General features: G+C 70.1%; 18 protein-coding genes. 12 read left to right on the forward strand and 6 right to left on the reverse strand.

Annotated features, from left to right (window positions below):
- Positions 1-24 precede the first annotated feature (24 nt).
- The 6 genes from ACTWQI_RS19535 to ACTWQI_RS19560 all read right to left on the reverse strand — a co-directional run bounded on the left by ACTWQI_RS19535 (position 25) and on the right by ACTWQI_RS19560 (position 7,390).
- On the reverse strand, positions 25-1,059 hold the full coding sequence (locus tag ACTWQI_RS19535; protein WP_443272111.1) for an asparaginase domain-containing protein: 1,035 nt from the start codon (positions 1,057-1,059) through the stop codon (positions 25-27).
- 112 nt (positions 1,060-1,171) lie between these two features.
- The gene (locus tag ACTWQI_RS19540) at positions 1,172-1,762 is read right to left on the reverse strand and encodes a GTP-binding protein (protein WP_443272113.1); all 591 of its coding nucleotides are present in this window, start codon (positions 1,760-1,762) and stop codon (positions 1,172-1,174) included.
- Positions 1,749-2,114 (reverse strand): DUF742 domain-containing protein, encoded by a 366-nt coding sequence (locus ACTWQI_RS19545; protein WP_443272115.1) that lies wholly within the window; start codon positions 2,112-2,114, stop codon positions 1,749-1,751. Before ACTWQI_RS19545 ends, ACTWQI_RS19540 begins: the two co-directional genes overlap by 14 nt.
- A complete protein-coding gene (locus ACTWQI_RS19550) occupies positions 2,114-2,518 on the reverse strand; it encodes a roadblock/LC7 domain-containing protein (RefSeq protein ID WP_443272117.1) in 405 nt (134 codons plus the stop codon). The genes ACTWQI_RS19545 and ACTWQI_RS19550 overlap by 1 nt, the downstream gene beginning before the upstream one ends.
- A complete protein-coding gene (locus tag ACTWQI_RS19555) occupies positions 2,515-4,770 on the reverse strand; it encodes a nitrate- and nitrite sensing domain-containing protein (protein ID WP_443272119.1) in 2,256 nt (751 codons plus the stop codon). The genes ACTWQI_RS19550 and ACTWQI_RS19555 overlap by 4 nt, the downstream gene beginning before the upstream one ends.
- Before the next feature lie 361 nt (positions 4,771-5,131).
- The gene (locus ACTWQI_RS19560) at positions 5,132-7,390 is read right to left on the reverse strand and encodes a thiamine pyrophosphate-dependent enzyme (protein ID WP_443272121.1); all 2,259 of its coding nucleotides are present in this window, start codon (positions 7,388-7,390) and stop codon (positions 5,132-5,134) included.
- 213 nt (positions 7,391-7,603) lie between these two features.
- Between ACTWQI_RS19560 and amaB the strand changes: the two genes are divergently transcribed.
- The 12 genes from amaB to ACTWQI_RS19620 all read left to right on the forward strand — a co-directional run bounded on the left by amaB (position 7,604) and on the right by ACTWQI_RS19620 (position 19,090).
- Positions 7,604-9,160 carry an L-piperidine-6-carboxylate dehydrogenase gene (gene amaB, locus ACTWQI_RS19565; RefSeq protein ID WP_443272122.1) on the forward strand — a complete coding sequence of 519 codons (1,557 nt, stop codon included), beginning with the start codon at positions 7,604-7,606 and terminating at the stop codon, positions 9,158-9,160.
- A gap of 173 nt (positions 9,161-9,333) precedes the next feature.
- Entirely contained in the window at positions 9,334-9,567 is a 234-nt protein-coding gene (locus ACTWQI_RS19570) for a hypothetical protein (protein WP_443272123.1), read from the forward strand.
- A gap of 29 nt (positions 9,568-9,596) precedes the next feature.
- Positions 9,597-11,402: a fumarate reductase (quinol) flavoprotein subunit gene (frdA, locus tag ACTWQI_RS19575; RefSeq protein ID WP_443272125.1), complete on the forward strand. Its 1,806-nt coding sequence runs from the start codon at positions 9,597-9,599 to the stop codon at positions 11,400-11,402.
- A 5-nt stretch (positions 11,403-11,407) separates the two neighbouring features.
- Positions 11,408-12,151, forward strand: coding sequence for a succinate dehydrogenase/fumarate reductase iron-sulfur subunit (locus ACTWQI_RS19580; protein ID WP_443272127.1), 744 nt, complete (start codon positions 11,408-11,410; stop codon positions 12,149-12,151).
- The gene (locus ACTWQI_RS19585) at positions 12,148-12,561 is read left to right on the forward strand and encodes a hypothetical protein (protein WP_443272129.1); all 414 of its coding nucleotides are present in this window, start codon (positions 12,148-12,150) and stop codon (positions 12,559-12,561) included. Before ACTWQI_RS19580 ends, ACTWQI_RS19585 begins: the two co-directional genes overlap by 4 nt.
- 4 nt (positions 12,562-12,565) lie before the next feature.
- Positions 12,566-12,916: a fumarate reductase subunit FrdD gene (gene frdD, locus ACTWQI_RS19590; protein ID WP_443272131.1), complete on the forward strand. Its 351-nt coding sequence runs from the start codon at positions 12,566-12,568 to the stop codon at positions 12,914-12,916.
- A gap of 63 nt (positions 12,917-12,979) precedes the next feature.
- On the forward strand, positions 12,980-13,657 hold the full coding sequence (locus ACTWQI_RS19595) for a DUF429 domain-containing protein (RefSeq protein ID WP_443272132.1): 678 nt from the start codon (positions 12,980-12,982) through the stop codon (positions 13,655-13,657).
- Positions 13,658-13,885: 228 nt separating this feature from the next.
- Positions 13,886-15,703 (forward strand): chitinase, encoded by a 1,818-nt coding sequence (locus tag ACTWQI_RS19600; protein ID WP_443272134.1) that lies wholly within the window; start codon positions 13,886-13,888, stop codon positions 15,701-15,703.
- A gap of 415 nt (positions 15,704-16,118) precedes the next feature.
- Positions 16,119-17,726, forward strand: coding sequence for a sensor histidine kinase (locus ACTWQI_RS19605; RefSeq protein ID WP_443272198.1), 1,608 nt, complete (start codon positions 16,119-16,121; stop codon positions 17,724-17,726).
- A complete protein-coding gene (locus tag ACTWQI_RS19610; protein ID WP_443272135.1) occupies positions 17,723-18,130 on the forward strand; it encodes a roadblock/LC7 domain-containing protein in 408 nt (135 codons plus the stop codon). The genes ACTWQI_RS19605 and ACTWQI_RS19610 overlap by 4 nt, the downstream gene beginning before the upstream one ends.
- Positions 18,127-18,501, forward strand: coding sequence for a DUF742 domain-containing protein (locus tag ACTWQI_RS19615; protein WP_443272136.1), 375 nt, complete (start codon positions 18,127-18,129; stop codon positions 18,499-18,501). Before ACTWQI_RS19610 ends, ACTWQI_RS19615 begins: the two co-directional genes overlap by 4 nt.
- Complete coding sequence (locus ACTWQI_RS19620; RefSeq protein WP_443272138.1) at positions 18,482-19,090, forward strand: GTP-binding protein; 609 nt, start codon at positions 18,482-18,484, stop codon at positions 19,088-19,090. The genes ACTWQI_RS19615 and ACTWQI_RS19620 overlap by 20 nt, the downstream gene beginning before the upstream one ends.
- The last annotated feature ends 9 nt before the right edge of the window (positions 19,091-19,099 follow it).

Raw genomic sequence — 19,099 nt, forward strand, 5'->3', positions numbered from 1 at the left:
AGGGCGGCAACCCGTCCCGGTCGCCTAACCGAGATCGCCGCGACGGCGGAACTCTTCCTCGGTCCGGCTCCGCTCCGCACCTGCGGCGAGCAGCGTCCGCAGCAGGATCCGGGCCTTGCGGGGACACAGCCACCCGGCCATCGTCACCCCCATCGCCACGAGGTCGGCCTCCGAGCCGCGGAACCCGTAGGTCCGGCGGAAGGTCGTGCCGGAACCGGTGCGGGAGGCCACCACGACAGGGACGTGAGGCAGTGCCCGCTCGATGGCGTCGGCCATGGCTTCGGAGACATGTCCGACGCCGCAGGCAGCGATCACCACACCCGGCGCACCGGCCGCCACGGCGGCGTCGAGCAGCTGCCCGGAGCCGTCCAACGTGGCCTCCAGCATCGGGACGTCCGCAGCAGCGGCGGCATCGGATGCGCCGAGGGGCAGCTCGATCGCGGGGGGACGGATGCCCGCCGGGTGGAAGAAGTGCACCGCACCCTCGACGACGGCGCCGATCGGGCCCGCGGGGGCGGAGGAAAAGGCATCCGGACGGCTGGAGTTCGCCTTTCGCACCCATCGCGCCAGATGTACTTCGTCGCCCATCGCCAGCATGCAGCCGCGGGCGCGGCTCGCCGGAGCCGCCGCGACGGTCAGTGCGGCGACGAGGTTGGCCGGTCCGTCCGCACCGGGCGCGCCGGGATGACGCATGGCACCGGTGACGACCACCGGTTCCTGATACGGCCATACGGTCTCGAAGAAGTAGCCGGCTTCCTCCAGGGTGTCCGTGCCCTGCACGACGACCACTCCGGCTGCGCCTGCCGCCACCTGCCCGGCGGCCCAGTCGTAGCACCGGCCGAGCGTGTCGAAGCCGACGGAGGCACCCGGGACGGTGGCCAGGGTCGCGGCGCGCACCTCGAGGTTCAGCTGCTCGGTCAGCCCGCCGAGGAGGTCCTCGGCGGCGAGCTTCGGACGAACGCCCGGGCCCTCGCCGCTAGTCGTCATCGCAATGGTGCCGCCGAGGGAGGCGACTGCGACCAGCGGCCGCTCGGACTCGTTCTGGGGTGTGTGCACCATGCCATGCACTGTATGGAATGTCCGCTGGCCGCTCGCGGCAAGGAGGCGCCCATGCGGGTTGCCGGGAAGCCGTACGCGCCGCCCGGATCGACTGCGGGGGCCGTGCACCTCGTCAGACGGGAGTTGCGGTCCGCGCATTGGTGACGAGCAGGTCCACGAGCGAGATCAGAGCGCCGCGGACGTCCTCGCGCGAACGGGCGTCGAGCATGAGGATGGGCGTGTTCGGGTCGCTGAGATGCAAAGCCGACCTGATCTCGTCGGTGGTGTACGGCTGCTCGCCGTTGAAACAGTTCGCGCCGACGACGAACGGCAGCTCGCGGCTCTCGAAGAAGTCGACCGCAGCGAAGCTGCGATCCAGGCGCCGGGTGTCGACCAGGACGATCGCCCCGAGAGCCCCGCGCAGCAGGGCCTCCCACATGAACCAGAAACGCTCCTGGCCCGGTGTGCCGAACAGATAGAGGACGACCCCTGCGTCGGCGAGGGTGATCCGACCGAAATCCATCGCGACGGTGGTCGCCGCCTTGGCCTCGATGCCGTCGAGGTCGTCCACGCCGACGCCCGCGGACGTCAGCCTTTCCTCGGTGCGCAGTGGTTCGATCTCGGAGATCGCTTCGACCAGGGTCGTCTTTCCGACGCCGAATCCCCCCGCGATCAGGATCTTGACCGGGGATTCGCCCTGGGCAGCGGTGTCATATTCGGGCAAGGCTGTCCCTGATTCGTGTGAGGAGATGGATATTGGCAGTCTCGGCCGCCTGCAGTGGCGGCCGGTGGTGGATCAGGCCGCGGTCCGCGAGTTCGCCGAGGAGGACCGTCATCGGGGTGAGACGCATCCGCATCCGGGCGGCGATCTCGGCGACCGCCAGCCCGTTCGGCGGTCGGCAGAGGGCGAGGATGGCCTGCCACTCCGTGGGCAGGCCACTGGGCGCATCCGCGCCGACCACAGCTGTGATCATCGTGTCCATGGTCAAGGCGGCGCCGGGGACGGCGGTACGACCGTCGGTCAGGGCGTACAGCCGCGTGTGGCGGCGCCTTCGATGCTGCGGACCGCCGTCCATTACGACCCGGGCATCTGTGCGCGGTGGGGGGTGCCCAGCCACTCACCGAGCGCCTGCGCGGCCCGTACCGTCTCGCCGCCCAACTCCCCGAGCCGTGCCTTGCGGGAGGTCACGACGATCAGCGTGCTGCCCTCCCCGCACCCGACGATGCAGAGATACTTGTCGTCCAGCTCCACCAGCTGGCGGATCACCCGCCCGCCGTCGATGTCCCTGGATATCGCCTTCATCGTGGCCGCGATGCCAGAGGACGCCGCGGCTATCCGCTCCGCCTGGTCCCGTTCCAGCAGATAGGCACTGAGCCTGATCCCGTCGTTGGACAGGAGCACGGCTCCTTCGATTCCGGCGATCCTGCTCAGGTTGTTGTCCAGGATGCTGTAGATCACGTCGTTCGGGCTCGTCGTCATGGCTGATCCTGTCGGAGCTCTTCTTCCACGGTCCGGGTGCTGTGCTCGTAGTCCGCCCAGGCGTCGGCCACCTCTTCGGGCGTCGCGACGTCTTGGCCTGCCGGTTCGGGTGCGCGCGGCTGGCGGAGTTGCTCGACCATGTGGGTCTGCGGCACGCGCTCGGGGAGGGCCGGCACGGCGGCGGGGTCCCGCTCCAGGGTCCGAACCGCTTGCGCCGGAGGGCTCTCCGCACGACGCGGCGGCTCGGGCCGAGGGGGAAGGGGATCGGCCGCGGGACCGGAGTGCACATGCAGAACGAGCTCGGGCTTGCGTGCGTCGACCGGCCGCGGTGCCGGGGCGGCCGGTAGCGACTCGGGCGCCGGTGTCCGCTCGGTCTCCACCAGGTGGTCCCGGGGAATGACCACGACGGCTGATGTCCCGCCGAACGCCGAGCGGCGCAAGGTGACGCGGACCCCCAGCCGGTCGGCGAGGTGGCCGACCACGAAGAGGCCGAGCCGGTGGGCGTTCTGTGCCAGCACCGAGTACGGCGGGGCCGAGTGCAGCCGCCCGTTCATCTCCTCGTAGCGCTCGGGGGCCACCCGGGGACCGCGGTCCTCGATCTCCACCGACAGCCCGTCGGTCACCAGCTCGGACCGGATGACCACCTTGGACGTCGGCGGCGAGAACCGCGCGGCGTTGTCCAGCAGCTCCGCCAGGAGGTGGCTGATCTGGCTGATCGCCCGCGGCTCCACGCTGATCTCGTCCAGCGCCTGCCGCTCGATCCGCCGGAAGTCCTCGACCTCCGAGGCGGCCTCGCGCAGCAGATCGGCCGCGCGCATGGGCTCGGTGTGCGGATCGGGGATCTCACCGCCCGCCAGGACGAGCAGGTTCTCGATCTGCCGCCGCATGCCCACCGTCAGCTGGTCGGATCTCATCAGCTGGGCGAGGAGCGTCTCGTCGTGGCCGAAGGTGTCCTGAAGGTCCTCGGTGAGGCTCAGCTGGCGGCTGACCAGGTTTCCGGTGCGGGAGGCGATGCCGGTCGCGAACATTCCGAAGCCGTGCCGCTCGTCGGCGAGCTGCCGGTGCCCCTCGACGGATACGGCGACGACCCGGGCGAACGCGTCGCTGATGCGTCCGACCTCGTCCTGATCCCCGCGGGGCTTCGGCAGCACGTCGTCCTCGACGCGCTGCCCGCGCTGCAGGCGGGCCACGACGTCCGGCAGAGTCTCCTCGGCGACGGTGACCGTGCGTTCGTGCAGTCGGTGCATCCGGCGGAGGACCGAGCGCGTGGTGAACACGACGACGGCTCCCGCGGCCAGGAGTGCGGCGATGCTTCCCGCGATCAGCCAGGCGACCTCGGCCTCGAGCTCTCCGGCCTTCGCGTCGGCGTGCGCGAGTACGCCCCGTGCCCGGTCGACGTTGAGGGCCGCCAACTCCTCGGAGAATCTGTCCTGCGCAGCCGGCCAGCTGCTGACGTCCCGCGGCAGCGCGATGCCGGTGTCCCGGTCCTCGTGGTGGGACATGACCGCGTTCTCGACACGGTCCTTGGTGCGCCACGCGTCCGAGGCGACGATCCGCTCGTAAGCCTTCCTGTCCTCGTCGGGCAGATAGGGGACGATCCACGTGCTGTAGAGGTATCGGTGCGACCCGACGGCGTTGGAGAAGTCGGCGAACCGGTAGGAGGTCAGCTCTTTGGACGGGCCGGCCGACGCGAGCATCGTGTCTTCGCGCGCCAGCATCTCCGCCGCCGAGAACAGCGCCACCACCGGCTGGCTCTCCCGCGTGAGCTCGGCGTCGTCCATGGAGCCGAACTCCTGATAGACGTAGATCATTTGGCTGATCACGCCGGTGAAGTAGCCGATGACCTGGTCCACGGTGCCCATCTGGGCCTCCGCGCGGTCCCGCTGGGAGTCAAGATCGTCGAGCCGGTTCGTGACTTCGAGGAGGTAGCGGTTCGCCCCCTCCGAATGCGCCGGACCGCCATCGATCGACCGGCGGAACGCTTCTTCTGCCCGGTCCGTGGCCTCGCGCTGATTGCGCAGTTGGGACCGGGATACGGACGAGCCTGCCCACCGGGCGGCGGTCAGCGAGCGCTCTTCCTGCATTTCGACCATGAGTCGGTACAGGGGTATGCCGGTCCGCTCGCCCTGCGCCACGTCGGCCCGCAGGTGCGCCGACTGCTCCAGCAACCGGTCCGCGGTGACGACGACCTGGGTGCCCATCGCCACGGTGGGCACCACCGCCAGCCAGATGAGCAAGGTGCGCAGGCGCACCACACGCCGTGGTCGACGTCTCGTCGGCTCGTCTTGGCCTTCGGGTTCTGTGGGAGTCATCAGTCCTCGGTGAGCGAATGGGTGCGGGGCAAAACAACAGCCGGCCCGACATTCCGCCCGAGGCGAGCGGCGGATGGTCGGTCCGGCTGCAGTGTGTACCTGTGGAGGCCCGATGATAACCAGCCACGATGGAAAAAAAGAGGGGTTGTTGGAGTGAGGTGAGTCATGGTAGAGGCGACGCGGCGATCTGCGTCCTCGAGGTGACGAGCACCGTCAAGCGGTCAGTCGAGGGTCAAGCCGCCCTCGGTCCCGCGCGCCGACTGCCCCTTTTTCCGGGCATGAGGAGGAAACAAGCGGCTCGTCACGGACGTCCCGAGGCAAGGAGCTTTTCGGCCTCCGCGTAGATCTGGTCCTCACTCAGCAACACGGCTTCGGCGGCGGCGCCCAGCGGAATGAAGCTGTCCTCGCTGGTGACCCGGGCGAGCCCGCCGTCGTAGCCGGCGTCGACGAGCGCGGTGCACACCGCCTCGGAGACCCCTCCGCTGCGGCGGGTCTCGTCGACCACCAGCACGCGGCCGGTGGCTCGCGCCGCACGCAGGAGGTCCTCGACGGGAAGGGGGGCGAGCCACCGCAGGTCCAGCACCCGTGCGTGGACGCCGCGTCGGGCGAGGCGGCCGGCGACCCGCAGGCTCATCGGAACTCCGTTGGCGAAGCCGACCAGTGTCAGGTCGGTTCCCTCGCCGTAGGTGCGGGCGCGCCCCAGCGGCACATGGCTCTCCGCCCACTGCTCCGGCTCGGGGTACCCGGCCAGCCAGCCGCCGTCGCCGGGGGAGTGGAGGTCCCGGGTGTGGTACAGCGCGATGGGCTCCAGGAACGCGCACACCCGGCCGTCCACGCGAGCGGCCGACACGCAAGTGCGCAGCATCGCCGCGGCGTCGTCGGCGCGGGCCGGTGAAGCGATCACCAGACCCGGGATGTCGCGCAGCGCGGCGACGGAGTTGTCGTTGTGGAAGTGGCCCCCGAATCCCTTCTGGTAGGCGTAGCCGGCGATGCGCACCACCATCGGGTTGCGGTACTGGCCGGCTGAGAAGAACGACAGCGTCGCCGCCTCGCCGCGGATCTGGTCCGCGGCGTTGTGGAGATAGGCAAGGTACTGGATCTCCGGTACGGGTACGAAACCGGCCAGTGCGGCGCCCAACGCGGTGCCCAGGACGCTCTGTTCATCCAGCAGCGTGTCGAACACCCTGCGCCCGCCGAACATTCTCCGCAGCCCCTTGGTGACCCCGTAGACACCGCCCTTGCGCGCGACGTCCTCACCGAACACCAGCACGTCCTGATCGCGGCACAGCAGGTCGGCGAGCGTTCGGTTGATGCCTTGAGCCAGTGTCAGCGGACCTGCTCGATCCGGCAGTTGGCCGGCGAAACGGCGGCGGCGGAGCTCGGGATCGACCGCCCTCGCCGCGTCGGCCCGGACCCGGTGCGGCTCCGAGGGCGCCAGCGGGGCCGCGATCTCGGTGGCAGTGCCGAGCTTCGGCTCCCCGCACACCTCCTCGGCGAGCGCGGCCACCTCCCGGCCGATGCGGTCGTAGCGGTCCAGGATCTCCTCCGGTGCGGCCACGCCGGAGGAGATCAGCAACCGGGCGGTGGCGAGGACCGGGTCACGACTCAGGTCGGCGGTGATCTCCGCCTGACCGCGGTAGGCGGACTCGACATCGGAACCGGCGTGACCCATCAGCCGGACCATGCGCAGGTGCAGGAACGCCGGCGCCCGATGGGTCCGGACCCATCGCACGGCTTCGGCCGACACCGTCAGCGAGTCGAGCAGCTCGCAGCCGTCCGCGGCGAAGTAGCGCAGCCCGGGCCGGTGGCCGTAGGCGTGCTCGATCCATCCCCCGGGCGTGGGCACGCTGATGCCGATGCCGTTGTCCTCGCAGACGAACAGGACCGGCATCGGCACGCGTTGGTAGGCGCAGTGCAGCGCGGCGTTGATGGCACCGGCGGCCGTGGAGTGGTTGGCCGAGGCGTCACCCATGCCGCACAGCACGACGGCGTCGGCCGGCCATCCGCCGCTCACCCCGAGCGCCGCCGCGCGCGGGATGCCGAAGGCCAGCCCCACGGCGCGCGGCAGGTGCGATGCGATGGTCGACGTCTGCGGGATGACCGCCGCGGCCTTGCTGCCGTACACCTTGTGCCGGCCGCCGGAGATCGGTTCCGTGGCGGCGGCGACGATGCCGCGCAGGACATCGCGCATGCCGTCGCGCAGCGCGTCGCGCGGCGGCCGCGACTGGTCGGCCTGCCGTGCCCGGTGCAGGAAGAACGCGCCGGACCGGTAGTGCAGCAGGGCCGGATCGGTGGGCCGCAGGGCCGCCGCCACGGCGGCGTTCCCCTCATGCCCGGACGAACCGATGCTGTAGTAGCCGCGTCCGCTCTTGCCCAGCCGCCGTGCCGCCAGGTCCAGGTGTCTGCTCCCCGCCTGGGCATCGAAGAGCTCCAGGCACTGCGCGCCGGTGAACGGGCTGCCGGGCAGGATCGGCGCCTCGGCGGGCCGCCGCCCCACGGGCGTGGACCGCGCCACCGCCGACCGGAAGTGCTCCTCGACGACCTGGCCCGGTTCGCTCATCTCGACTCCTGAAGGTCTGCCGACTGCTGGGCATCTGCCGACTGCTGGGCGCCGACGATCAGTATCGCGCCCGTACCGCTGCCGCAGCGACCCCGGCCCCGCCGTGCAGCCGCCGCCGTTTCCGAACCCGTGCGCTGCGGTTGGCCGCGGCGAGGGGCGCACATGGCAGCCTGGAGGTGGATCAGTGGACGGATAGGGTCAGAGGTGTACGCGATGACCAGAGGAGCTCCCGTGACCGAGATCAGCAGCCGTCTCCCCGACACCGACTCCCTGCGTGCCCGCGCCGTGGAGAGCCTGCGGCGCTGTGGCGTGGAACCGACCGCCGACGGCGGTGACCTCGTCTCCCGCACCCCCCTCACCGGCGGCACGCTCTTCCACCTCCCCTCCTCGGACCGCGAGCAGGTCGACGAGGCCATCGGCGCCGCGCACGCGGCCTTCCAGGAGTGGCGCACCGTTCCCGCGCCCCAGCGCGGTGCGCTCGTCAAGCGGCTCGGCGAACTCCTCATCGAGCATCAGCAGGACCTGGCCGACCTGGTCACCCTTGAGGTGGGCAAGATCCGCTCCGAGGCACTCGGCGAAGTGCAGGAGATGATCGACATCTGCGACTACGGCGTCGGGCTCTCGCGTCAGCTCTACGGGCGCACGATGGCCTCGGAGCGTCCCGGCCACCGCCTCTCGGAGACCTGGCACCCGCTGGGGGTCGTCGGTGTCATCTCCGCCTTCAACTTCCCCGTCGCCGTATGGGCCTGGAACACCGCCGTAGCGCTGGTCTGCGGGGACGCCGTCGTCTGGAAGCCCTCGGAACTGACCCCGCTCACCGCGCTCGCCTGCGACGCACTCCTCACGCGTGCGGCTGCCGACGTCGGCGCGCCGACCGATGTGCACCGGCTGGTCCTCGGTCACCGGGAGACCGGTGAGCGCCTGGTCGACGACGCGCGGGTGGCGCTCGTCAGCGCCACCGGATCGGTCCGCATGGGGCGGGCGGTCGGACCCCGTGTGGCGGCGCGTTTCGGTCGCTGTCTCCTGGAACTCGGCGGCAACAACGCCGCGATCGTGACCCCCTCGGCCGACCTCGACCTCGCGGTACGCGGCATCGTCTTCGCCGCCGCCGGTACGGCCGGCCAGCGCTGCACCACCCTCCGCCGGCTGATCGTCCACGAGGACGTCGCGGACCGCCTCCTGGAGAAGATCGTTCATGCCTACGACCAGCTGACCGTGGGCAACCCCTTCGCGGCGGACACGCTCGTCGGCCCCCTCGTCCACACGTCGGCCCACACGGCGATGTCCCGGGCGATCGAGGCGGCCCAGGCCGACGGCGGCAAGGTGCTGTCGGGTGGCGAACGCCGGCTCCAGGAGGAGGCCTCGGAAGCCGCCTACGTGCGGCCGGCGGTCGTCCGCATGCCCGCACAGACCGACATCGTCCGCGAAGAGACGTTCGCCCCCATCCTCTACGTGCTCACCTACCGCAGCTTCGAGGATGCCCTCGCGCTGCACAACGGTGTCCCGCAGGGCCTGTCCTCCAGCATCTTCACTCGGGACCAGCGCGAGGCCGAGCGCTTCCTGGCCCCCGACGGCTCCGACTGCGGTATCGCCAATGTCAACATCGGCACGTCCGGTGCCGAGATCGGCGGGGCGTTCGGCGGGGAGAAGGAGACCGGCGGAGGCCGTGAATCCGGCTCGGACGCCTGGCGCGCCTATATGCGCCGTGCCACGAACACCGTGAACTACTCCGACGACCTGCCCCTCGCCCAGGGCGTGAACTTCCTGTAGGCCCACGATGCTCGCGGGGAGAGGCCCGGCGACCAGCCGCCGGGCCTCGGCCTGCGGGAGCGTGCCCCCGGCGTTACGCTCGCTATGGGCGTGATCCCGAGGCTGTCGATGCCGATGGTGCACGTGTGGCCACGCGCCGTGATGGAGAGCCCACGTCGTCGAGGAGGTGGGCGATGGTCGGCGACACCGCTCACTTCACCGATGTGCGAGCCCCCTGTGGCCGGGTCGTCGACGGGTTCCGGTACCAGGAGGACGACGCCGCGGGCCTGGTCATCGACAAGGTGACGTACGCGTGCGGCTGCCACCAGGCCCGCCACGAGTTCCACGACGGCAGCGTCCGGGTCAGGATCGTCCGCCACGACGGGAAGGTCCTGCAGGACGAGCACAGCGCGGAGCACGAGGCCTGACGGCAGCGGACACCGAGGTGGTGCCAGCCATGACCGCTCCTCCAGAGCTTCGCCTGGGTGGGGGTGCCCCCGGCAAAGCCAGGGGGAGTACCCCCAGTCACGACGTCGTGGTGATAGGCGGCGGGGGCGCGGGACTGCGTGCCGCCGTCGCGGTCGCGGAAACCGACCCGCGGCTCAGCGTGGCGATCATCTCCAAGGTCTATCCGATGCGCAGTCACACGGTCTCCGCCGAGGGCGGAGCCGCCGCCGTCGTCGGTGCCGACGACAGTCTCGACGAGCACGCCCACGACACCGTCTCCGGCGGGGACTGGCTGTGCGACCAGGACGCCGTCGAGGCCTTCGTCGCCGAGGCTCCGGGCGAGCTCCTCCGGCTGGAGCACTGGGGCTGTCCGTGGAGCCGGCAGCCCGACGGGCACATCGCGGTGCGGGCCTTCGGCGGCATGAAGAAGCGGCGTACCTGGTTCGCCGCCGACAAGACCGGCTTTCACCTGCTGCACACGCTGTTCCAGACCGCGCTGTCCTACCCGGACGTCGTGCGGTACGACGAGTGGTTCGTCAGCTCACTGCTGATCGACGACGGGCGGGTGCGCGGCGTGGTGGCGATCGAGCTGGCCACCGGCCGGGTGGAGACCATCGCCGCGAGCGCCGTCATCGTCTGCACGGGCGGGTGCGGCCGGATCTACCCCTTCACCACCAACGCCACCATCAAGACCGGCGACGGAATGGCGCTGGCCCACCGGGCCGGCGCCCCGCTGAAGGACATGGAGTTCGTCCAGTACCACCCCACCGGCCTGCCCTTCACCGGAATCCTGATCACGGAGGCCGCACGCGCCGAGGGCGGCTGGCTGCTCAACAAGGACGGCTACCGCTACCTGCAGGACTACGACCTCGGCACACCCGACCCCAAGCCGGTGCTGCGCAGTATGGAGCTGGGACCACGTGACCGGCTGTCGCAGGCCTTCGTGCACGAGCTCGACCAGGGCAGGACCATCGACACACCGCACGGGCCGGTGGTCAACCTGGACCTGCGGCACCTGGGTGCTGAGGTCATCGACGGCAAGCTCCCCTTCGTCCGGGAACTGTGCCTGCGTTACCAGAACATCGACCCGGTCCGGGAGCTCATCCCGGTACGTCCGGTGGTCCACTACATGATGGGCGGGGTCGACACCGACATCGACGGCGCCACGGGACTCGCCGGCCTGTACGCCGCCGGTGAGGCCGCGTGCGTCAGTATCAACGGCGCCAACCGGCTGGGTTCCAACTCCCTCCCGGAGTGCCTGGTCTTCGGTGCCCGCGCTGGCCGGGCCGCCGCCCGGTTCGCCGGCGCCTCACCGGCCACCGCCCCCAGCGCCGCCGTGCTGGCGCAGGGCCGAGACGAGCAGCGGCGGCTGGAGCGGGAACTCGCACGACACGCCGCAGGAGGACGGGAGCACATCGCCGACATCCGCGCGGAGATGCAGGACGTCATGGAGAACGGCGCGGGGATCTACCGCGACGGCGTCTCCTTGGCGAAGGCGGCGGACACGCTGCTCGAACTCCGCGAGCGCTTCGGCCTGGTGGCGATGGACGATCACAGCCGGACGTTCAACACCGATGTGGTCGCCCTGCTCGAACTGTCCTTCATGCTGGACGTGGCCGAGACCGTCGTGCACTGCGCACTGCGGCGCGAGGAGTCGCGGGGCGCGCATCAACGCACCGACTTCCCCGCGAGGAACGACCAGCGGTTCCTGGCCCACTCGCTGATCCGCCGTGAGCCCGACGGCACCCTCCAGGTCGAGTACCGACCGGTGACCGTCACGCGCTGGTCGCCCGGGGAACGGGTGTACGGGAGGTGATCGCCGTGGCAGACCGCATCACCCTGCAGGTCGCACGGTACCGGCCGGAAGAGGAGACCACACCGTCCTGGCAGTCGTACGAGGTCCCGCTGCGCAAGGAGTGGACGGTGCTCGACGGCCTCAACTACATCAAGGACCATCTGGACGGAACGCTCTCCTACCGCTGGTCCTGCCGCATGGGCATCTGCGGCAGCTGCGGGATGACCGTCAACGGCGATCCCCAATTGACCTGCTCCGCCTTCCTGACCGACTCCGCGCCCGGCCCGGTCCGGGTGGAACCGCTGGAGAACTTCCCGGTGATCCGCGATCTGGTCGTCGACATCGGCGACTTCATGAACAAGCTGCCGCAGGTCAAGCCCTGGATCGTGCGCGAGGAGGAACAGCCGCTGGAGGAGGGGGAGTACCTGCAGACACCGGCCGAGATGGACGAGTACCGGCAGTACAGCATGTGCATCAACTGCATGCTGTGCTACGCGGCCTGCCCGGTCTACGCGCTCGACCCCGAGTTCGTCGGCCCGGCGGCCATCGCGCTGGCCCAGCGCTACAACCTCGACTCACGTGACGAGGGAGCCGCGGACCGGCGGGATGTCCTCTCCGCCGCCGAGGGGGTCTGGGCCTGCACCCTCGTCGGCGAGTGCAGCACGGCCTGCCCGAAGGACGTCGACCCGGCGGGCGCGATCCAGCGCTACAAGCTCACGGCGGCCACGCAATCGCTCAAAGAGCTCCTCTGGCCGCGGGGGGCGCGATGAGCCGGACACCGTCCCCGCCACCCCGTACGGCGCCGTACCGGAAGCCGGTCTCGACCTTCTGGTGGCTGCAGCGTCCGTCGTATCTGCTCTTCGTGCTACGCGAGCTCAGCGCCGTCTTCGTCGCCTGGTTCGTGGTGTTCCTGCTGCTGTTGGTCGAGGCGATCGGCGAGGGCGGCGCGGAGTACGAGCGGTTCCAGGACTGGAGCGCCAACTGGTGGGTGGTGCTGCTCAACGCGATCGGCCTGCTCTTCGTCCTTCTGCACGCCGTCACCTGGTTCAACGTCGCGCCGCGAGCCATCGTCCTCCATGTGCGCGGACGACGCGTCCGGCCCGGTCCGGTCCTGGCAGCGCACTACGTGCTGTGGGCGCTGCTGTCGGCGGCCGTGGCGTGGCTGATCCTGGGTGGGTAGTGCCATGGCCAGGAAGTCCCCGGAACCCTTGCTCTGGCTGCTGTTCAGCGCCGGTGGCCTGGCGGCCGCTCTGCTCGTCCCCGTCCTGCTGTTCCTGTTCGGCATCGCCTTCCCCCTGGGATGGCTGTCGTTCCCCGACCACGCCCATCTGCTCGCGGTGCTGCGCCACCCCCTCACCAAGGCGATCCTGTTCGCGCTGTGCGTCCTGTGGCTGTTTCACTGGGCCCATCGTTTCCGCTACACCCTGTACGACGGTCTGCGCCTCGCACGACTGCGCCGCGCCATCGGTCTGTTCTGTTACGGCGGTGCGGTGGCGGGGTCGGTCGCGGCCGGCTTCCTTGTCTTCCGGGTGTGACCAACGGGTGTCACTGACGGGTGTGATGCATCCTGCTTTCCGTCTTTTCTCAGGGATGAGGACATGAACGTTGTGGGAGTGGACGCCTGCCCGACCGGATGGGTCGGCGTGACCCTGGAGGACGGCAGGTTCGCCGACGCACACGTGGCGTCAGGTCTGACCGAGCTTCTGGCCGACGTGCCGACCGCGGTCCTGGTGGGGATCGACATGCCGCTGGGGCTCCTGGAGACGGGGCGGCGCCGCGCCGACGTCCTGGCGGTGGCCATGCTGGCACCCCACCGTTCCCGGGTCTTCCCGGTGCCACCGCGGGCGGTCTGGCAAGAACCCGACTACGCTGCCGCGAATCTGCGCAGCCGTCAGCTCACCGGCTCCGGGCTGAGCCGCCAGTCCTGGGGGCTCGCGGCGAAACTGCGCGAGGCCAACGAACGCCGCGACGGCGGCGACCACCGCCTCCACGAAGTCCACCCCGAGGTCTCCTTCGCCACCATGAACGACGGCACGCCCGTGGCCTGGGGCAAGAAGAGCTGGAACGGACAGTCCTTGCGCCGACGCCTCCTGGGCGACCAGGGCATCACGCTGCCCGACGATCTCGGCGCGGCCGGCCGGGTTCCCTCCGACGACCTGCTGGACGCCGCCGCGGCGGCCTGGACCGCCCGGCGCATCGCGCTGGGCACAGCCGGGACACTTCCCGATCCACCGGAGACGACGAGCACCGGACCTCCTGTCGCCATCTGGTACTGATCGGGATCACCGCCGGGGGACGGCCATGAACGCGCGGTGGACGCGCCGCGGCGTGCGCTGAGCGCCTTGAGGCGGCGAGGCGATGCCCCAGCCATTCGCGAGAGTCCAGGTCGAGTCAATGCCGGATGTCTTGACAACGGGATTGGTCTGGACCAAATTCTGGCCAGGCTTCACCACCCATTCCCCACCTCCCCGGAGGAAGCCGTGGACCGAACCAGACTTCCGGCAGTGCCTCGCCGAAGAACACGCTCCCGACTGCTGGCCTCGCTCTGCGCCGCGGTCCTCCTCGGCAGCGGGCTCGCCGCCGCGGGGCACCCGGCCCAAGCCGCCGACGTCGAGCTCGCCCGCAACGGCGGTTTCGAAACCGGCCTCGACAGCTGGACCTGCACGGCCGACAGCGGTTCGACCGTCGCCAGCCCGGTGCACAGCGGCACCTCCGCGCTGAAGGCGACCCCCGCGGGCAATGACAACGCCAAGTGTTCGCAGACCGTCACCGTGAAACCCGACTCCCAGTACACGCTGAGCAGTTGGGTCCAGGGCAGTTATGTCTATCTGGGCGCGAGCGGCACCGGGACCACCGATGTGTCGACGTGGACCCCCTCGGCGAGCAGCTGGCAGCAGTTGTCGACGACCTTCAAGACGGGCTCCAACACCACCTCGGTGACCATCTACCACCACGGCTGGTACGGCACCGCCGCCTATTACGCGGACGACATCTCGTTGACCGGCCCCGGCGGCGACCCCGGTGAATCCCAGCCGCCTGCCGTGCCCGGCGGCCTCACCGCCGGTACGGTCACCTCGAGCACCGTCGATCTGAGCTGGGACCAGGTCAGCGGCGCCACCGGCTACAACATCTACCAGAACGGGGCCAAGGTCCGTGCCGTCACGGGCACGTCGGCCACCGTCACCGGGCTCGCATCCGCCACCTCGTACACCTTCCAAGTCACCGCCACCAATGCGAACGGCGAGTCCGCCAAGTCGGAGTCCGTCACCGCGACGACCACCGGCGGCGGAGGAGGCAGCGGGGATCTTCCGACGCACGCCCTTGTCGGCTATCTCCACGCCAGCTTCGCCAACGGCTCCGGCTACACGCGCATGGCCGACGTGCCCGCTTCCTGGGACATCATCAACCTGGCCTTCGGTGAGCCGACCTCCGTATCCTCGGGCGACATCCGCTTCAAGCTCTGCCCGCAGTCGGAGTGCCCGAACGTGGAGTCCGAAGCGGACTTCAAGGCGGCGATCAAGGCCAAGCAGGCGGCCGGCAAGAAGGTGCTGATCTCCATCGGAGGCCAGAACGGACAGGTCCAGCTGTCCAGCACCGCCGCACGCGACGCCTTCGTCTCCTCGGTGAGCAAGATCATCGATGAGTACGGACTCGACGGTCTCGACATCGACTTCGAGGGGCACTCGCTGTCGCTGAACACGGGCGACACCGACTTCAGGAACCCGACGACCCCGGTCGTCGTCAACCTGATCTCGGCGCTGAAGTCCCTGAAGGCGAAGTACGGCGAGAAGTTCGTCCTGACCATGGCGCCCGAGACCTTCTTCGTGCAGCTCGGCTACCAGTACTACGGCTCGGGACCGCACGGCGGCCAGGACTCGCGCTGCGGCGTGTACCTCCCGGTCATCCACGCGATGCGCGACGCCCTGACCCTGCTCCACGTGCAGAACTACAACTCGGGCCCGATCTTGGGTCTGGACAATCAGCACCACACCATGGGCAGCGCCGACTTCCCCATCGCGATGCAGGACATGCTCCTGACCGGCTTCCCGGTCGCCGGCGACCAGTCCAAGGTCTTCGCGCCGCTGCGCCCCGACCAGGTCGCGATCGGCCTGCCCGCCTCGCAGAACGCGGGCAACGGCCACATCGGGCCCGCCGAGGTCAACAAGGCGCTGGACTGTCTGACCAAGGGCACCAACTGCGGCTCCTACCAGACACACGGGACCTGGCCCGCGATGCGTGGGCTGATGACCTGGTCCATCAACTGGGACCGCTACAGCAACTGGGAGTTCTCGAAGAACTTCGACAGCTACTTCGGTGGCTGAGGAGCAGTAAGCGGCCGTGACAGCCGCGTAGTTCGTCGTTCGGGGCCGGGTGCGCCGCTCGCGGGGCACCCGGCCCCGAACGCGTTGTACGGCGCTCCCGCCGTGGGCCGACGCGGCGGGAGCGCCGCGCGTGCCGCCACCCCCGGCCGCCGCAGGGCGGGTCAGGGGAGAGCCCGCCGCAGGCGCCAAGGTCCGCCGACCGCGTGCGTCGTCCGGGTTACGAGGTCCTGAAGCTTCGGGGAGCCCACCGTGGAGGTGGGCGAACCCCCACGCCGACACTCGATCACATCTGGTTATGCTGCTTCGGGTTCAACGTATTACGGCAGTTACCGCAGGTGACCTCTGTGACGGCCTGTCGTCCGGCGTTGTGTCCCGTTTGTCATCCCAATGATGTTTCGACGGTTTGAGGGTGCTGATGGTTCGAGAGCGGTCGTCAGCCGGGGGATCGCGTTCTGCCTCGGTTGCTGTATGGATACTGCCTTCTGCTGTGACGGCGGCGGCTGCGATCGTCACCGCGGCACTGGTCCCCTCCCAGGCCCGGGTGCCGGTCGCCTGGATCGGCGCCGCGGCGACCCTGGCGGTGGCCGTCCTCGCGGCCGAGACGGCACGTCGGGGCCGCGCCCTCGCCGTGCTGCGCGAGCGCTGCGCGGCGCGGGAGGCCGCTCTGGCTCAGCAGGAGGCCGAGACCGTACGGCTCGCCGACGTGCTGCTCCCCGAGGTCGTGTACCGGCTCCGGCAAGGTCACTTCCCCGAGGACGTGCTCGCGTCGGTGTCCACGTACGAATCGCGGCTCACCCCCGAGTTCCGGGCTGCCCACCAGGCAGTGCTGCGTTCGGTGCTGGAGGCCGTGGTCGCCGAGGAGAACATGCGCGAGTCCGCGCAGCGCGCCTTCGTGAACATCTCCAGGCGCGTCCAGGCCATCGTGCACCGCCAGGCCCAGGAACTACGGCAGATGGAAGACCGGCACGGACAGTCGCCGGAGGTCTTCGGCGACCTGCTGCGCCTGGACCACGGCGCGGCACTGATCGGCCGGCTCGCCGACAGCATCGCGGTGCTCGGCGGCGCCCGGCCCGGCCGCCAGTGGAGCAAGGCGGTCCCTCTGTTCAGCGTGTTGCGCGGCGCCATGTCGCGGATCATCGACTACCAGCGGGTGGAGCCGCACTCCGTCTCGGAGGTCGCCGTCGTCGGCCCTGCGGTGGAGCCGCTGATCCATGCACTGGCCGAGCTGCTGGACAACGCCACCCGCTACTCGCCGCCGCAGACCCGGGTGCACTTGACCGCGGTCGAGGTGCAGTCGGGCATCGCCATCGAGATCGAGGACGGTGGCGTCGGCATGAGCGAGGAGGCCCGGAAGCGGGCTGAGCGGATGCTGCGGCAGGCCCAGGAGGGAATCGACCTGAACGACCTGGGCGAGACGCCACGACTGGGGCTGGCCGTGGTCGGTCGGCTGGCGCAGGCGTACAACTTCCAGGTCTCGTTGCGGCCTTCGGCGTACGGCGGCGTCCGCGCCGTGCTGGCCGTGCCACAGGAACTGATCACTACGGTCCCCACGACGGCCAAGGCGCACGGCATCGGCGCGTCCCCGGGCCCTGCGTCGGCCGCGGCGCCTCGTCCCGTCACGGGCTCCGTGCCGTCGGCGGACGCCGCCCCGCCAGCCGTACCCGTACCCGGACCCGTATCCGCACCCGCGTCCGTACCGGCACCTGCGTCCGTACCGGCACCTGCGTCCGCGTCAGCACCTGCACCCGCGCCGGCATCGGAGGAAGAGGCCCCGGTCGTGACCGAACGGACCGCCAGCGGTCTGCCGCAGCGACGCCGCAGGACCCGGGGCGCCCCGACCACCGCGTCCACCACCGCTTCCGTTCCGGCGCCGCGCGCCCCGGAGCAGGAGGGTGCCCAGGCCGCGCAGCAGCCCGGTATGTGGCTGGCCGCGTTCCAGAGCGGTCTGTCCGGCGAGAGCGAGGCCGCCGGGGCTGACCGACCGAAGAGTGACGAGTCGTCGGAAGAGAGTGTGAGGTCATGATTCAGCACCGGGCCGATATGGACTGGATGCTCAAGGACCTGGCGGAGAGCGTTCCGCAGACCCGTCACGTGGTGGTGCTGTCCTCCGACGGTTTGCGCATGGCCCAGTACGGAGCCGACACGGACTCCGCGGACCGGCTGGCAGCGGCCTGCGCCGGTCTGCAGAGCCTCGCGGCAGCGGTCTCCGCGGAGTTCCCGCACAGCGACGGGCGGATGCGCATGGTCGTGATCGAGCTGGACGTCGGCTTCTTCTACCTGATGGCGGCGGGCGCAGGGGCGTACTTGGCGGTGCTTGCCGACGAGGGAGTGGATGCCGGACTGATGGGGCAGCGGATGCGGGACCTGGTGGCCCGTATCGGTGAGCATCTGAGCAGCCCGCCGCGCCACGACGGGCAGTCCGCATGAGCGAAGGAGAGGGCGAAGCACGAGCGGTGACATGGGAGGAGGGGAGCCCGGAGCGGCTCTATGTGATCACGGGCGGACGCAGCGGCTCATGCGAGAGCGCGGCACTCGACCTGGTCACGCTGATCGTGTCCAAGTCGGGGCCGAAGCCGGGTATGCAGCCCGAGCACGCCGCCATCGTGCAGCTGTGCCACTCCCCGCTCTCCGTGGCCGAGATCTCCGCGTATCTCACCCTGCCGGTCAGCGTGGTCACCGTCCTGCTCAGTGACCTGCTGGCCGAGGACCGCGTGCTGGCGCGCCCGCCGGTGGCCCAGGCCGAACTCCCCGAACGTTCGCTGATCGAGGCGGTGATCCATGGACTACAGCGGCTCTGACACGGCACTGGGGCCGCGGAGCGAGGACATGCTCCCGGCCACGGCGACCGCCGCGGTCAAGGTGGTGATCGTGGGCGGATTCGGGGTCGGCAAGACGACTCTGGTCGGTTCGGTGAGCGAGATCCGGCCCTTGACGACCGAGGAAACCATGACCCAGGCCGGTGTCGGCGTGGACGACACCGTGGGCGTGGAGCGCAAGACCTCGACCACCGTGGCGATGGACTTCGGTCGGATCAGCCTCAACGACGAGCTGGTGCTGTACCTCTTCGGCACCCCCGGCCAGCAGCGCTTCTGGTTCCTGTGGAACGGACTCTTCGACGGTGCGCTGGGTGCGGTGGTGCTGGTCGACACCCGTCGGCTGGAGGTGAGTTTCGATGTGATCGGCCGACTGGAGGAGCAGGGCATGCCCTTCGTGGTGGCGATCAACACCTTCCCGGAGGCACCGACGTACCCCATCGAAGAGCTGCGTGCCGCCCTGGATCTGCCCGACAGCGTCCCGATCGTCACCTGTGACGCCCGCCAGCGCTCCTCCAGCCGCGACGTCCTGCTGACGCTGATGCGCCATCTGCAGTCTCTCGCCGCGACGTAAGGAGTCATC

It is taken from the genome of Streptomyces sp. KR80 (genome assembly GCF_052245555.1).
GTDB lineage: Bacteria > Actinomycetota > Actinomycetes > Streptomycetales > Streptomycetaceae > Streptomyces.

Coding starts and splice junctions, on each gene's coding strand:
- ACTWQI_RS19535 (WP_443272111.1), bottom strand. CDS start 1,059: ATGGTGCACACACCCCAGAACGAGTCCGAGCGGCCGCTGGTCGCAGTC.
- ACTWQI_RS19545 (WP_443272115.1), bottom strand. CDS start 2,114: ATGGACGGCGGTCCGCAGCATCGAAGGCGCCGCCACACGCGGCTGTAC.
- ACTWQI_RS19550 (WP_443272117.1), bottom strand. CDS start 2,518: ATGACGACGAGCCCGAACGACGTGATCTACAGCATCCTGGACAACAAC.
- ACTWQI_RS19560 (WP_443272121.1), bottom strand. CDS start 7,390: ATGAGCGAACCGGGCCAGGTCGTCGAGGAGCACTTCCGGTCGGCGGTG.
- amaB (WP_443272122.1), top strand. CDS start 7,604: ATGACCAGAGGAGCTCCCGTGACCGAGATCAGCAGCCGTCTCCCCGAC.
- ACTWQI_RS19570 (WP_443272123.1), top strand. CDS start 9,334: ATGGTCGGCGACACCGCTCACTTCACCGATGTGCGAGCCCCCTGTGGC.
- frdA (WP_443272125.1), top strand. CDS start 9,597: ATGACCGCTCCTCCAGAGCTTCGCCTGGGTGGGGGTGCCCCCGGCAAA.
- ACTWQI_RS19585 (WP_443272129.1), top strand. CDS start 12,148: ATGAGCCGGACACCGTCCCCGCCACCCCGTACGGCGCCGTACCGGAAG.
- frdD (WP_443272131.1), top strand. CDS start 12,566: ATGGCCAGGAAGTCCCCGGAACCCTTGCTCTGGCTGCTGTTCAGCGCC.
- ACTWQI_RS19595 (WP_443272132.1), top strand. CDS start 12,980: ATGAACGTTGTGGGAGTGGACGCCTGCCCGACCGGATGGGTCGGCGTG.
- ACTWQI_RS19605 (WP_443272198.1), top strand. CDS start 16,119: ATGGTTCGAGAGCGGTCGTCAGCCGGGGGATCGCGTTCTGCCTCGGTT.
- ACTWQI_RS19610 (WP_443272135.1), top strand. CDS start 17,723: ATGATTCAGCACCGGGCCGATATGGACTGGATGCTCAAGGACCTGGCG.
- ACTWQI_RS19615 (WP_443272136.1), top strand. CDS start 18,127: ATGAGCGAAGGAGAGGGCGAAGCACGAGCGGTGACATGGGAGGAGGGG.
- ACTWQI_RS19620 (WP_443272138.1), top strand. CDS start 18,482: ATGGACTACAGCGGCTCTGACACGGCACTGGGGCCGCGGAGCGAGGAC.